9 protein-coding genes and 1 pseudogene are annotated in these 13,778 nt (G+C 73.0%); 4 read left to right on the forward strand and 6 right to left on the reverse strand.

Features of this window, described 5'->3' with window-relative positions; all coding sequences use genetic code 11:
* Positions 1–13: 13 nt before the first annotated feature.
* Both ABZO31_RS03570 and ABZO31_RS03575 read right to left on the reverse strand, forming a co-directional pair.
* Positions 14–1,546 (reverse strand): DHA2 family efflux MFS transporter permease subunit, encoded by a 1,533-nt coding sequence (locus ABZO31_RS03570; RefSeq protein WP_406859448.1) that lies wholly within the window; start codon positions 1,544–1,546, stop codon positions 14–16.
* 175 nt (positions 1,547–1,721) lie between these two features.
* Positions 1,722–2,144 carry a secondary thiamine-phosphate synthase enzyme YjbQ gene (locus ABZO31_RS03575; RefSeq protein WP_406859449.1) on the reverse strand — a complete coding sequence of 141 codons (423 nt, stop codon included), beginning with the start codon at positions 2,142–2,144 and terminating at the stop codon, positions 1,722–1,724.
* Positions 2,145–2,227: 83 nt separating this feature from the next.
* On the opposite strand from ABZO31_RS03575, the gene ABZO31_RS03580 reads away from it, so the two are divergent.
* Positions 2,228–3,316 carry an NAD(P)-binding domain-containing protein gene (locus tag ABZO31_RS03580; RefSeq protein WP_406859450.1) on the forward strand — a complete coding sequence of 363 codons (1,089 nt, stop codon included), beginning with the start codon at positions 2,228–2,230 and terminating at the stop codon, positions 3,314–3,316.
* 60 nt (positions 3,317–3,376) lie between these two features.
* On the opposite strand, the gene mltG is transcribed toward ABZO31_RS03580, so the two are convergent.
* Complete coding sequence (gene mltG, locus ABZO31_RS03585) at positions 3,377–4,240, reverse strand: endolytic transglycosylase MltG (RefSeq protein ID WP_406859452.1); 864 nt, start codon at positions 4,238–4,240, stop codon at positions 3,377–3,379.
* A gap of 360 nt (positions 4,241–4,600) precedes the next feature.
* Positions 4,601–6,430, reverse strand: coding sequence for an ABC transporter ATP-binding protein (locus ABZO31_RS03590; protein ID WP_406859453.1), 1,830 nt, complete (start codon positions 6,428–6,430; stop codon positions 4,601–4,603).
* 161 nt (positions 6,431–6,591) lie between these two features.
* Here ABZO31_RS03590 and ABZO31_RS03595 point away from each other — a divergent pair, with 161 nt between their 5' ends.
* From ABZO31_RS03595 to ABZO31_RS03605, 3 genes are all read left to right on the forward strand, one after another.
* Complete coding sequence (locus ABZO31_RS03595; protein ID WP_406859454.1) at positions 6,592–7,050, forward strand: MarR family winged helix-turn-helix transcriptional regulator; 459 nt, start codon at positions 6,592–6,594, stop codon at positions 7,048–7,050.
* A 12-nt stretch (positions 7,051–7,062) separates the two neighbouring features.
* Entirely contained in the window at positions 7,063–9,996 is a 2,934-nt protein-coding gene (locus ABZO31_RS03600) for an FAD-binding and (Fe-S)-binding domain-containing protein (RefSeq protein ID WP_406859455.1), read from the forward strand.
* 111 nt (positions 9,997–10,107) lie between these two features.
* Positions 10,108–11,340, forward strand: a complete 1,233-nt coding sequence (locus ABZO31_RS03605; protein WP_406859457.1) for an NAD(P)/FAD-dependent oxidoreductase — start codon at positions 10,108–10,110, stop codon at positions 11,338–11,340.
* 70 nt (positions 11,341–11,410) lie between these two features.
* On the opposite strand, the pseudogene ABZO31_RS03610 reads toward ABZO31_RS03605, so the two are convergent.
* Both ABZO31_RS03610 and ABZO31_RS03615 read right to left on the reverse strand, forming a co-directional pair.
* Positions 11,411–11,509: pseudogene (locus tag ABZO31_RS03610) on the reverse strand (MerR family transcriptional regulator); the annotation flags it as partial.
* A gap of 47 nt (positions 11,510–11,556) precedes the next feature.
* Entirely contained in the window at positions 11,557–13,773 is a 2,217-nt protein-coding gene (locus ABZO31_RS03615; RefSeq protein ID WP_406859458.1) for a SpoIIE family protein phosphatase, read from the reverse strand.
* Positions 13,774–13,778: the final 5 nt, after the last annotated feature.

A 13,778-nucleotide genomic window follows, 5' to 3' on the forward strand; every position in this document is an offset into this window, starting at 1 on the left:
CGCGGAGCCGACGTCAGCCCGCGGGCGTCTGGGCCGCCTGGTCCGCGGTGGTGCCGTCCTCGTCGTCCTGGACCTCCGACGCGGCGGACGACTCGGAGGGCTGCTGCGGAGCGGGCGGGGTACGGACCAGCAGCGCGACCAGTACGGTCAGTCCGCCGATCGCGGCACCGACGCCGAATCCCCACCGGATGCCGGTCTCCAGGGCACCGGTGGCGTCGGCGCCGGCAGCACCGGCCGAGGCGGCCCGGCCCGACATGACGCTGATGACCAGGGCGGTACCGGCGGCGGCCGCGACCTGCTGGAGCGAGCCCAGGATGGCGGAGCCGTGGGGGTAGAGGTGCGGCGGCAGCACGGCCAGGCCGGAGGTGAAAACGGGGGTGAAGACGAACGCCATGCCGGCACTCAGGGCCACGTGAAGGGCGAGCACCAGCCAGGGCGAGGTCTGGGCGTCGGTGAGGGCGAACAGGGCGAGGCAGACCGCGGTGAGCACGGCCCCGGGCACGACGAGGCGCGGCGCACCGAGCCGGTCGTAGAGCTTGCCGACCTGCGGTCCGAGCAGGCCCATGGTGAGGCCGCCGGGGATGAGCAGCAGCCCGGTCTGCAGCGAGCTCAGCCCGACCACCTCCTGCAGGTAGATCGGCAGCAGGATGAACGCGCCCATGAGCGCCATGAAGGACAGGCACATCAGGCCGAGCGCCACGGAGAAGTGGCGGTACGTCAGGGTGCGCAGGTCCAGTAGCGGCGTGGACGAGCGCTGCAGCGCCAGCTGCCGCCATACGAACAGGGCCACCATCACGCCTCCCACCAGGGTCGTGACGGCCGGGGGCAGGGGAGCCTGGGCCGAGCTCTCGGCGCCGAGCCCGCTCAGGCCGTAGACGAGGGCGCCGAAGCCCACGGCCGCGAGCGGTACGGACAGCCAGTCGATGGGACCGGCCTGCGGCTCGCCGATGTTGACCAGGTGACGGCGGCCGAAGAACGCCATGGCTCCGGCGATGGGCAGCACGGCAAGGAACAGCAGGCGCCACGTCCCCAGTTGCAGCAGCACGCCGGAGGCCGCGGGGCCGAGGGCGGGTGCGACGGAGATGACGAGGGTGATGTTCCCCATGACCCGGCCACGGTCCTGCGGGGGCACGAGGGTCATCAGCGTCGTCATGAGCAGCGGCATCATGACGGCGGTGCCGCCGGCCTGGATGACACGGGCGGCCAGCAGCACGGGGAACGTGGGCGCGGCCGCGGCCAGCGCCGTGCCGGCGAGGAACAGCGCCATGGCCAGACCGAAGGCGGTACGGGTCGTCACGCGCTGCAGGAACCATCCCGTCACCGGGATGACGACGGCCATGGTGAGCATGAAGGCCGTGGACAGCCACCCGGCGGCCGCCGCGCTGACCTCGAAGTGGCGCATGAGGCGCGGGATCGCGTTGACCATGATCGTCTCATTGAGGAGGACGACGAAGGTCGACAGCACGAGAATCCGCAGCACGGTGGTGACGCGGGCGGCTGGGATGGTGGGCGTTGTGTGGGGGTCGAGCATGGTGCCTTCCGTCATGTCGGTGTCCTCCGCTCGAAGCGGGTCACACTGACAGACCGCGGCGCCGGGAAGAACTCATCGGTTGTGCCCGATCCTCGCGCCGCCGCCGCCGAGGCTCAACCCATTTTCCCTTTCCCGAGGAACCAGAGGCTCGGATCTCAGCCCTCCGGGTCCTCGGCCGAGCTCGGCTCGGTCAGCCCAGGAAGCTCAGCCGCACCTGTCGGTCCGGGTTGTCCTTGTTGGTGTCGACGAGGCAGATGGACTGCCAAGTCCCCAGGACCAGGCTGCCGTTGACGACCGGGAGGGTGGCATGGGGCGGGACCAGGGCGGGGAGGACGTGGTCGCGGCCGTGGCCGGGGCTGCCGTGGCGGTGCTGCCAGCGGTCGTCGGCGGGGAGCAGGTGGTGGAGGGCGGTGAGGAGGTCGTCGTCGCTGCCGGAGCCGGTCTCCAGGAGGGCCAGGCCCGCCGTGGCGTGCGGGACGAAGAGGTTGAGGAGGCCGTCGCGGCCGGAGGCGGTCTCGCGGAGGAAGGTCTCGCAGGCCCCCGTGAGGTCGGTGACGGTCTCGGAGCGGCCGGTGGTGAGGTCGAGGACCCTGGTGGTGAAGGCGGGTGACATGGGGCTCATTGTCGCGGCTGGGCCGTCGGGGCGCCCCTCGGCCGGCGGGGAAGAACCCGGGGCCGCCCCCGGTTAGTGGAATCGTGAACGATTTCGGAGTACGCGACGTGGACGTGGTGGTCGTCGGGGCCGGGCAGGCGGGCCTGTCCGCCGCGTACCACCTCCGGCGGACCGGGTTGGAGCCGGAGCACGACTTCGTGGTGCTCGACCACGCGCCGCGGCCCGGCGGGGCCTGGCAGTTCCGGTGGCCCTCGCTCACGTACGGCAAGGTGCACGGCATGTACGCCCTGCCCGGGATGGAGCTGGTCGGGGCCGATCCCGAGCGGCCCTCCTCCGATGTCATCGGGGAGTACTTCGACTCCTACGAGGAGGTCTTCGACCTGCGGGTGCACCGGCCCGTCGACGTGCGCGCCGTGCGCGAGGGCACGGGCGGGCGGCTGCTCGTCGAGTCGTCCGAGGGGACCTACGCGACCCGGGCACTGATCAACGCGACGGGGACGTGGGACCGGCCCTTCCTGCCCCGCTACCCCGGGCAGGAGACCTTCCTCGGGCGGCAGCTGCACACCGCCGCCTACCCCGGGCCCGGCGCCTTCGCCGGGTTGCGGGTGGTCGTGGTCGGCGGCGGGGCGTCGGGGACGCAGCACCTGATGGAGATCGCCGAGGTCGCGGCCGCGACGACCTGGGTGACCCGGAAGGAGCCGATCTGGCGGGAGGGACCGTTCGGCGAGGAGCAGGGGCGGGCCGCCGTCGCACTCGTCGAGGAGCGGGTGCGGCAGGGGCTGCCGCCGCAGAGCGTGGTGTCCGTGACCGGACTGCCGCTCACCGACGCGATCCGCAGCGCACGCGCGCGCGGGATCCTGGACCGCCTGCCGATGTTCGACCGGATCACCCCGACGGGTGTGGCCTGGGACGACGGCCGGACCGTCGACGCGGACGTGATCCTCTGGGCGACCGGTTTCCGCGCCGCCATCGACCACCTCGCCCCGCTGCGGCTGCGCGAGCCGGGCGGCGGTATCCAGGTGGAGGGCACCCGGGCGGTACGCGACGAGCGCATCCACCTCGTCGGGTACGGGCCGTCCGCCTCGACCATCGGCGCGAACCGCGCCGGACGCGCCGCTGTGACCGAGATCCGCCGACTGCTCGCCCGCGAGCCGGAGGCCGTGCCCGCTTAGGGCGGGGCCAGGGCGGGCCGTGCGCGCGTAAGGCGGGCGGTGCCCCGCCGGGGGCTCCGTTCAGCCTTCCGTCGCGCGTCGGCGTTCCTCGTTGAAGTCCTGGACGTTGCGCTGCTGTTCGGCGTAGTCCGCCGTGAACCTCGTGTCGCCGGGCCGGACCGTGACGAAGTACAGCCAGTCCCCCTGCGCCGGGTCGATCGCCGCCGCCATGGCCTGCTCGCCGGGGTTGGCGATGGGGGTGGGCGGGAGTCCCTTGCGCTCGTAGGTGTTGTAGGGGCTGTCGATGCGCGTGTCCTCGTAGCTCGTGTCCACGGTGGAACGATTCAGCGCGTAGTTGAGCGTCGAGTCCATCTGCAGCGCCATCCCGCGGGCGAGCCGGTTGTGGACCACGCGCGCCACCTTGGCCATGTCCTCGACGGAGTCCGCCTCGGCCTGGACGATGCTGGCCACGATCACCGTCTGGTGCAGGCTCAGCCCGTGCCGCTGGGCGCCCGCCGTGATGCCGGCGGTGCCGAAGCGCTCCCCCGCCGTGCGGACCATGTAGCGGAGCAGGTTCTCCGGGGTGGTCGAGGACTCGATGGGGTACGTCGCGGGGAACAGGTAGCCCTCGGGGTTGCCGCGGGCCGCGGCCGGGAGGACGGGGGCGGCGGCCGTCATGGCCTTGCGGGCGGTGCCTGTGGGGAGCTTCAGGGCGCGGTCGACGGCGGTGTACACCTGGCCGGCGCGCCAGCCCTCCGGGATCAGGAGCGTGCGCTTCTTCGCGACGACCGGGGGCTGCGCCTCCGGGCGGAGCAGCAGCAGCGGTACGGCGACGGCGGCGGCCACGACGAGCAGGGCGGTCACGAGCAGCAGCAACCGGCCGCGCCGGGTCAGACGGCCCCGGCGCCGGCGTGGGCGTTCGGGCCGGGGGAACGCGTGGTTCATGGGGGCACGCTAACCCGGTGACCGGACATAACCGTGTACATCACTGTCTTCCTGTCGTATGACTCATACAGGTCGTATGAGCCATACGAGGGCGCGGCGCCCCCGACCCCCTGGGACGAGGGGCCGACGGCGCCGCTTTCCTGCTCGACCCCGAGGGTCAGGTCAGGGTCATCGAGGTCAGACGAGCCAGCCCAGGAAGTGGAAGACGCCGGCGAGCAGGTTGGTGATCAGGTCCATGGTGGTGCTTCTCCTCGTACAGATACTTCTTCAGGGACAGCGCGGTCGCGGTCTGCAGCCCGTCGCTTGCGCACCGTAATCATCTGACGTCACACGGGAGTTGAGCAACGAATACCGGGGCGATCACACGCACCGGGGAACAACCGCTCGGGCGTTCGTGTGTTCGTCACGCCGCACCAGAGCCGCGTACCGGCCGTTCCGGTCGAGGAGTTCGTCATGGGTGCCGCGCTCGACGATCCGTCCGGACTCCAGGACGACGATCTGGTCGGCGTCGCGGACCGTGGAGAGGCGGTGGGCGATGGTGATGGTCGTGCGTCCCGCGGAGAGCGCGTCGATGGCCTGCTGGACCGCGTGCTCGGTGCGCGTGTCGAGCGCGCTGGTCGCCTCGTCGAGGATGAGCACCGGCGGGTCGCGGAGGATGGTGCGGGCGATGGCCAGGCGCTGCTTCTCGCCGCCGGAGAAGCGGTAGCCGCGCTCGCCGACGAGGGTGTCGTAGCCGTCGGGCAGCGAGGAGATGTGGTCGTGGATCTGGGCGGCGCGGGCGGCGGCCTCGATCTCCTCGTCGGTGGCGTCCGGCTTGGCGAAGCGCAGGTTGTCGGCGACGGAGGCGTGGAAGAGGTACGTCTCCTGGGAGACCACGCCGACCGCGCGGGCCAGCGTGTCGAAGTCGAGGTCGCGGACGTCCACGCCGTCGAGGGTGACCCGGCCGCCGGTCACGTCGTACAGCCGCGGCACGAGGTAGCTGAGGGTGGACTTGCCGGAGCCGGTGGACCCGACGACGGCCAGGCCGGCGCCCGCGGGGACGGTCACGTCGACACCGTCGAGGGTGGGGCCGTTCTCCGCGTCGTAGTGGAAGTCGACCTTCTCGAAGACGACCTCGCCGCGTACCTTCTCCAGCCGCACCGGCCGCTCGGGCTCGGTGATGTCGACCGGCAGGTCGAGGTACTCGAAGATCCGCTGGAACAGGGCGAGCGAGGTCTGGATCTGCACGCCGGTGGAGAGCAGGCTGACGGCCGGGCGGAACAGGCCCTGCTGCAGCGAGACGAAGGCGACCAGGGTGCCGATCGAGAGCGCCGGGCCGCCCGACTGGAGGGCGAGGCCGGCGGCCCAGTAGATCAGCGCGGGCATGGCGGCCATGACGATGCCGATGGTGGACATCCGCCAGCGCCCGGCCATGGAGGAGCGCACTTCGAGGTCGACGAGGCGCTCGGACTCGTCGGCGAAGGACCGGGTGAGCGAGTCGGCGCGGCCCATGGTGCGGCCGAGCAGGATGCCGCTGACGGAGAGCGACTCGGTGACCGTGGCGGCCATGGCGGCCATCTGCTTCTGCCGCTGCGTGGTGATCCTCTTGCGCTCGCGGCCGACCCGGCGGCTGATCCACACGAACACCGGCAGCAGGGCCAGCGAGACGAGCGTGAGCCGCCAGTCGAGGGCCAGCATGGCCGCGATCGTGGCGACGACGGCGGTCACGTTGGAGACCAGGGAGGTCGCGGTCGAGGTGACCGTGGCCTGCATCCCCCCGATGTCGTTGGCGATCCGGGACTGGACCTCACCGGTGCGGGTGCGCGTGAAGAAGGCCAGCGGCATGCGCTGGAGCTGGGCGTAGACGGCGGTGCGCAGATCGTGCATCACGCGCTGGCCGACCGTGGTCGAGATCAGCGTCTGGAGCACGCCGAACACGCTGGTCATCACGGCGGTGGCGATCATGCCGAGGGCGAGCAGGCTCAGCAGGCCGGTGCGGCCCTGCGGGATCGCGGTGTCCAGGATCTCCTTCAGGAGGAACGGCGAGGCGACCGTGACCAGCGACGACGCGCCGACGAGCAGGACGACGACGGCGAGCCGGCCGCAGTACGGACGGAAGAGCCGCAGGATCCGCCGGATCTGGGCGGGTTCCTTCGGCTGGGCGGGGTCACGGGGCGGGGGTGTCCAGGTGGACTGGTCGTGGGGGTGCATGGGCTCCTGCGCGGGGTCGGACGGAACGGCGCTTCCCGGTGCCGTTGCCGGTGCGGGTACCTCTCCATCAAGGAGACATTCGATTCGATGTTCAAGTCGATCAGAGCCTAGCTCATTGTTACCTATACTCACAATGAACCAGGTCCTGATAAAGTTCCCGCATGAACACCCCGGCCGCGCGCACCCCCGACTCCGACGGTCTGCTCGCCGAGCAGCTGCTGCGCCTCACCCGCCGCCTGCACCGCATCCAGAAGCAGCACCTGGAGCCGGTGGGCATCACCCCGGCGCAGTCCCGGCTGCTGCGCACGGTCGCGCACTACGACCGGCCGCCCCGCATGGCGGACCTCGCCGCCCGTCTCGAGGTCGTGCCACGCGCCGTGACCAGCCTGGTCGACGGCCTGGAGGCGGCCGGCCGGGTGCGCCGGGCGCCGGACCCGACGAACCGGCGGGTGGTCCGGATCGAGCTCACCGACGCGGGCCGCGCCACGCTGCGCGAGCTGCGCAGCGCGCGGCGGGCCGCCGCAGAGGACATCCTTGCTCCATTGACCGGCGAGCAGCGGGACCTGCTCGGCGGCCTGCTGTCCGCTCTGGTCGACCCGGCACCGGAGCGCCGCTGCTGAGGGGAGCCCGCGATGCCGCTGCTGGAGCCCGACCCGCGCACCCTGCGCCCCGGCAGCCGCCGCAGAACCCCGGCCCCCGACCGGGTCCCCGACCTCCAGGCCCGCGGCACGCCCGGCCCCCTCCGCGACGAGCTGACCGCCCTGCTCGGCGGCGACCCCCGCAAGGTCCTGTCCACCGTCTCCGACCTGGTCCGCTACGCCTCCGACGCCAGCCCCTACCGCTTCGTCCCGCAGGTCGTGGTGGTCCCCGAGGACGTCGACGACGTCTCCGCCGTGCTGTCGTACGCGCACGGCAAGGGCCGCGAGGTCGTCTTCCGGGCGGCCGGCACCAGCCTGAACGGCCAGGCCCAGGGCGAGGACATCCTCGTCGACGTACGCCGCCACTGGACCGGCGTCCGGGTCCTCGACGACGGGGCGCGGGTCCGGGTCCGCCCCGGCACCACCGTCGCACGGGTCAACGCGGCGCTCGCCCGCCACGGCCGGGTCCTCGGCCCCGACCCGGCCAGCGCCGCGGCCTGCACGGTCGGCGGGGTCGTCGCCAACAACGCCTCGGGCATGACCGCCGGCACCGCCCGCAACGCGTACCGCACGCTCGCCTCGCTCACCTTCGTCCTGCCGAGCGGCACCGTCGTCGACACCGCCGACCCGGCCGCCGACGAGGAGCTGGCCCGCGCGGAGCCGCGGCTGTGCGCCGGGCTCCTGCAGATCAAGGCGGAGCTCGAGGCCGACCCGGAGCTCAGCGCCCGGGTCCGCGCCAAGCACGCCATCAAGAACACCAACGGCTACCGCCTGGACGCCTTCCTCGACGGCGACACGCCCGTGCAGATCCTGCGCGGCCTGATGGTCGGCTCCGAGGGCACCTTCGGGTTCATCTCCGAGGTCGTCCTCGACACCCTCCCGCTGGACCGCGAGGTCGCCGCCGCGCTGCTGTTCTTCCCCTCGCTGTCCACCGCGGCCGCCGCCGTGCCCCGCTTCAACGACGCCGGGGCCCTGGCCGTGGAGCTGATGGACGGCAACACCCTCCGCGCCTCCGTCAGCGTCCCCGGCGTGCCCGCCGACTGGGCCGGGCTGCCGAAGGAGACGACCGCGCTCCTGGTCGAGTTCCGCGCCCCGGACACCGCCGCGCTCACCGCCTACGAGCAGGCCGCCGAGCGCGTCGTCCGGACCCTCGACCTGATCGCCCCGGTGGCCTCGGCCGACAACGCCTTCACCCGCGACCCCGGCACCGTGGCCGGGTACTGGAAGGCCCGCAAGGCGTTCGTCACCGCGGTCGGCGGCTCGCGCCCCTCCGGTACGACGCTGATCACCGAGGACTTCGCGGTGCCGCCGGAGCGGTTGGCCGAGGCGTGCGCGGCGCTGCTCGACCTCCAGGAACGGCACGGCTTCGACGCGGCGGTCGCCGGTCACGCGGCCCACGGCAACCTGCACTTCCTGCTCGCCTTCGACGCGGCCGACCCGGCGGACGTGGAGCGGTACGCACGGTTCATGGCGGACTTCTGCAAGCTCACCGTGGAGCGGTTCGACGGCTCCCTCAAGGCCGAGCACGCCACCGGGCGGAACATCGCGCCGTTCCTGGAGCTGGAATGGGGTCCGCGAGCCACCGAACTGATGTGGCGGACCAAGCAGATCATCGACCCGGACGGGGTGCTCGCCCCGCGCATCGTGCTCGACCGCGACCCGCGGGCGCATCTGCGCGGCCTGAAGACCATCCCGAAGGTGGAGGCGGAGGTCGATCCGTGCATCGAGTGCGGCTTCTGCGAACCCGCCTGCCCCAGCCGCGACCTGACCACCACTCCGCGGCAACGGATCGTCCTCAGACGTGAGTTGATGCGGCAGGCGGACGGCTCCCCGGTGGCGGAGAGCCTGCTCCAGGCGTACGGGTACGAGGCCGTGGACACCTGCGCCGGAGACTCGCTGTGCCGGCTCGCCTGCCCGGTGGGCATCGACACCGGGGCGCTGATGAGGGACTTCCGGCACGCGAGGCACTCCCCGGGCGAGGAGCGGGCCGCCGCCTACGCGGCGAAGCACTTCCGCGGCGTGGAGGCCGCCGCGCGGCTCGCGGTGGCGACCGCGGCGCCGCTGGGCGACCGGTTCCTGGAGTCGGTGACCGGTCTGGCCCGCCGGAGCGTGCGCCCCGACCTCGTACCGGAGTGGCTGCCCGAGGTCCCCGGCGCGGCGCCCCGGCGGCTGCCGCGCACGCACCGGCCGGCGGCGGTGGCCGTGTACTACCCGGCCTGTGTGAACCGGATCTTCGGCGGACCGAAGGCGCGGCGCGGGCCGTCGCTGCCCGAGGCCGTGGTCCGGCTGTCGGCGCGGGCGGGCCGTCCCGTGTGGATCCCGGACGACGTGGCGGGCACCTGCTGCGCCACCATCTGGCACTCCAAGGGGTACGCGCGGGGCAATGCGATCATGGCGAACCGGATCGTCGAGGCCGCCTGGGGCTGGACGGCCGGCGGCACGCTGCCGCTGGTGGTCGACGCCTCGTCCTGCACGCTCGGCCTCGCGCGGGAGGTCGTGCCGTACCTGACCGACGACAACCGGGAGTTGCACGCGGAACTGACGGTCGTCGACTCGCTGGTCTGGGCGGCGGACGAGCTGCTCCCCCGGCTGAGGGTGCGCCGCCGCACCGGCTCGGCGGTCGTCCACCCGACCTGCTCGATGCGGCACCTGGGCGACGAGGACCGGCTCACGGCACTGGCCGAGGCGGTGGCCGACGAGGTCGTCGTCCCGCTGGACGCGGGCTGCTGCGCGTTCGCGGGCGACCGCGGGCTGCTGCACAAAGAGCTGACGGAGTCGGCGACGGCGCGGGAGGCGGCGGAGGTCACCTCGCGGGCGTACGACGTGCATCTGTCGGCGAACCGGATGTGCGAGATCGGCATGGACCACGCGACCGGCCGGACGTACTGCTCGGCGCTGCTGGAGCTGGAGCGCGCGACGCGGCCCTGACGGTGTTCTAGCGTGGAAGGAGACGGCGCCTCGCAGCGGCGACGGCCGCGACGGTCCACCTGTCCGGCCCGCCGCCTCTCGGGCGATGCAGCCGATCGGCGGGTGAGATGGATGAACGGCACGGCCGGCGACGGTAACCACCTCCATGACGTGATCGTCGTCGGCGCGCGCTGTGCCGGCGCACCGACCGCGATGCTCCTGGCGCGCCTCGGTCACCGGGTGCTCCTGGTCGACCGGGCGACCTTCCCCAGCGACACGATCTCCACGCATCTGATCCATCCGCCCGGACTGGCCGCGCTGCGGCGCTGGGGGCTCCTGGAGCGGGTCGTGGCGACCGGGTGTCCGCCCATCGGCACCTACGCGTTCGACCTCGGACCGCTGGCCGTCGTCGGGTCCCCGGCCGGAGAGGGGTTCGAGGCGTCGTACGCGCCGCGGCGCACGGTCCTCGACAAGCTTCTCGTCGACGCCGCCGCGGAATCCGGCGCCGAGGTGCGCGAGGGGTACACGGTCGAGGAGGTCCTGTTCGACGGGCCCGCGGTGACCGGGATCAGGGGCCACGGCAAGGACGGCACGCACTCCGTCGACCGGGCCCGTGTCGTGGTGGGTGCGGACGGGCTCCACTCGTCCGTCGCCAAGGCGACGAAAGCCGCCCCCTACGCCGAGAAACCGAAGATCAACGCCTACTACTACACGTACTGGGCGGGGCTGCCCATGGACGGCACCTTCGAGGCGTACGACCGCGGCGACCGTGCCTTCGCCGCGTGGCCCACCCACGACGACCTCACGATGGTCATCTGCGGCTGGCCCATGCGCGACTTCGAGACCAACCGGGGCGACATCGAGGGCAACTACCACGCCACGCTGGCCCGTGCGCCGGCCTTCGCCGACCGGATCGCGCAGGCCACGCGGGCCGAGCGGTACGTCGGCACGGCCATCCCCAACTACTTCCGCAAGCCCTACGGCCCGGGCTGGGCCCTCGTCGGCGACGCGGGATACCTGAAGGACCCCATCACCGCCCAGGGCATCCAGGACGCCTTCCGCGACGCGGAACGCTGCACCCGCGCGCTCGACGACGCGCTCACCGGCCGCCGGCCCTTCGACGCGGCGATGCGGGCCGCCCAGGAGGCGAGGGACGCCGAGGTCACGAGCATGTACGAGTTCACGGCGGAGTTCGCCACGATGGAACCGCCGTCCCCCGAGGAGCGGCAACTGCTCCTGGCCGTGTCGCAGAGCCCTGAGGCCTGTGACGAGTTCGTCCGGGTCACGGCGGGCGTGACACCGCCCGAGGAGTTCTTCGGCCACATGGAAGAACGCATGAACCACCGGACACCCGACGCGGCCTGAGCGTCGTGTCGGCTTCCGGTGTTCGCGGGCCGTTCGTCAGGGGCTGTCGGAGGGGTCGGGCGGCGTCAGGCCGCCGCCGGAAGGTGTCCTCGAAGTGCTCGGCGCGCGCGAGCTGCACCCGGAGCTTCTCCACCTGCTCGGCGGCGGCCCGCTGGCAGGTGCGGACGCGGCCCATGCGCCGCCAGTCGGCGCCACCCTACGGCGCGGGGCGCCGCGCTAGCCGTCCCGTCCGTCCGGCAGGACGGGCAGTTCGGCCCAGACCGTCTTGCCGTCCTCGCGGTAGCGCACGCCCCAGCCCTCGGCGAGCATGGCGCAGATGTGGAGGCCGCGGCCGCCCTCGTCCGCCGCCCTCGCGTGGCGCAGGTGAGGGGCGGTGAGCGCGGCGTCGTCGACCTCGCAGATCAGGGCCGACTCTCCCCTGATGAGGCGGAGGGTGATCGGGGCGGCCCCGTAGCGGACGGCGTTGGTGACCAGTTCGCTCACGACGAGCTCGGCGGCGAACGGATCGACGGCGAGCCCCCAGTCGTGCAGGCACGCCTCCGCCCGCTTCCTGGCCCGGCCGACGGCCCGGAACTCGGCCGGCACCTCGCGCTGCCACACGTCCGGCGCGGGCAGCCGCCGCGTGCGGGCGACGAGCAGGACACGGTCGGACGCGAGCAGTCGCTCCACGTCGTCCGCCATCTCCTGCGGGCCGCGCCCCGGATGGCCGAGCGCGGCGGCCAGCCGGTCGACGGTGGGGCCCTCCTCCTCCGACAGTGCGGGGGACGCCAGGCAGATCGTGCTTCCCTCCGGCAGAACGTGGCCGGCGCTGGCGAACGGGGGGCCCTCCTCCCCGAGAAGGGGTCCTTCGTCCACGGGCGCGGTGTCCACGGTGCCGTCCGGGCGGACGACGACGAGGAGCGACCGGCCGGCCCGGGCGATGTCGAAGCGTCCCCTGACAGGGTCGTGGACGGCGAACGTGCAGTGGACCGTCGGTTCGTGAACCCCCTCCGCGTCGGGCTGTTCCCTGGCCAGGCGCTGCACCGTGGAGTGCAGGCGGGCGAGGAGTTCGTGCGGGTCGAGATCCAGAGTGGTGAGACTGTGGACCGCCGTCCGCAGCCGGCTCATCGTGGCGACGGTGCTCAGCCCGGGACGCTCGACCTGGCCCACCACGAGGGCCACGCGGGCGCCGGGGAGCGGCAGGATGTCGAACCATGACCCGGCGCCGCTGCCGGCGGCGCGGTGCCGCTGGGCGATCTCGGCGGCCCGCTGGGTCTGCGGCTCCTGCCGCAGCGGCCAGCTCTGCAGTGCCGTCATGACGACGTGTTCGCGGGTGAAGCGGAGCGCGTTCTCGAGATGGCCCGCGGTGCGCGTGGTGATGCCCTCCGCCAGTTCCAGGTCGTCGGCGGTGAAGGGTTCGCGGCCGGGGCGGCGTGCGAAGGCGACCACGCCGAAGATCTGCCCGCGGGCCGACAGCGGCGCGACGAGTCGCGGGGTGTCGACGGTGCCCGCCGGACCGGGGGGATCTTGCGCGGGCGGCGGCAGGACGACGGGGGACGTGGGAAGCTGCGGGCCGAACAGTCCGGGCAGCAGGATCGACCCGGCCGGCGGGACGGGGCGGTCGCTGTCCGCACCGGCCGCCGCCGTGCAGCGCAGCAGCGCCTCGCCGTCCGGGGGCAGCAGCTCGGGCGCCTTGCCCTGCAGGACGGCGTCGGTGAGCGCCACCACGGCGCTGTCCGCGAAGTCCGGTACGGCGACGTCGACGAGTTCGCCGGCCGTGCGCTCCACCTGGAGTGTGCTCCCGATCCGTTCCCGGGCCTTGTGCAGGAGGCGCAGTCGGGCCTGCGCACGCTCCCGGTCGGTCACGTCGACCGTGGTCGCCACCAGTCCCAGGGCCCGGTCCGCCTCGTCGGTCAGGCGGTGGACCGACAACGAGATGGTGTGCTCGTGTTCGGGGTCGGCGAACGGCCGGGTGCTCACGAGGACGTCGCGGACCGGTTTCCCCGTGGCCAGGACGTCACGCAGCAGGGACTCGTCGAGGCGGACCCCCAGCGGCGCGTACGCCTCCGCCACCGGAAGGCCGATGACGCTCTCCCGGGAGACGCCGCGCATGCCGATGGCGACCGGGTTGATCCGCACGACCCTCAGCTGCGCGTCAAGGATGTGCAGGCCGATATCCGCCTGCGCGAACACGGCGTCCAGGATCGCCGTGCTCAGCCCCGGCAGGCCGTCGTCCTCGGCCCACACCGCCCACGCGCGTTCCGGCGGCCCGTCCGTCAGCGGCACGATCCGCCACGGACACGGCCCCGGCCCCTCGGAGCCGACGAGGTCGAACACCCCCCGCCCCAGGACATCCGCCGCGAGACGGCGGAAGATGTGCTCCGCCCGCCCGCTCCACCCCACGACCCGGCCGTGCGCGTCCAGGGTGAAGAGGGGGTCGTCGTGTACGGACATCGCCA

Origin of the sequence: Streptomyces solicamelliae (assembly GCF_045348655.1) — a bacterium.
Classification (GTDB): Bacteria; Actinomycetota; Actinomycetes; order Streptomycetales; family Streptomycetaceae; genus Streptomyces; species Streptomyces solicamelliae.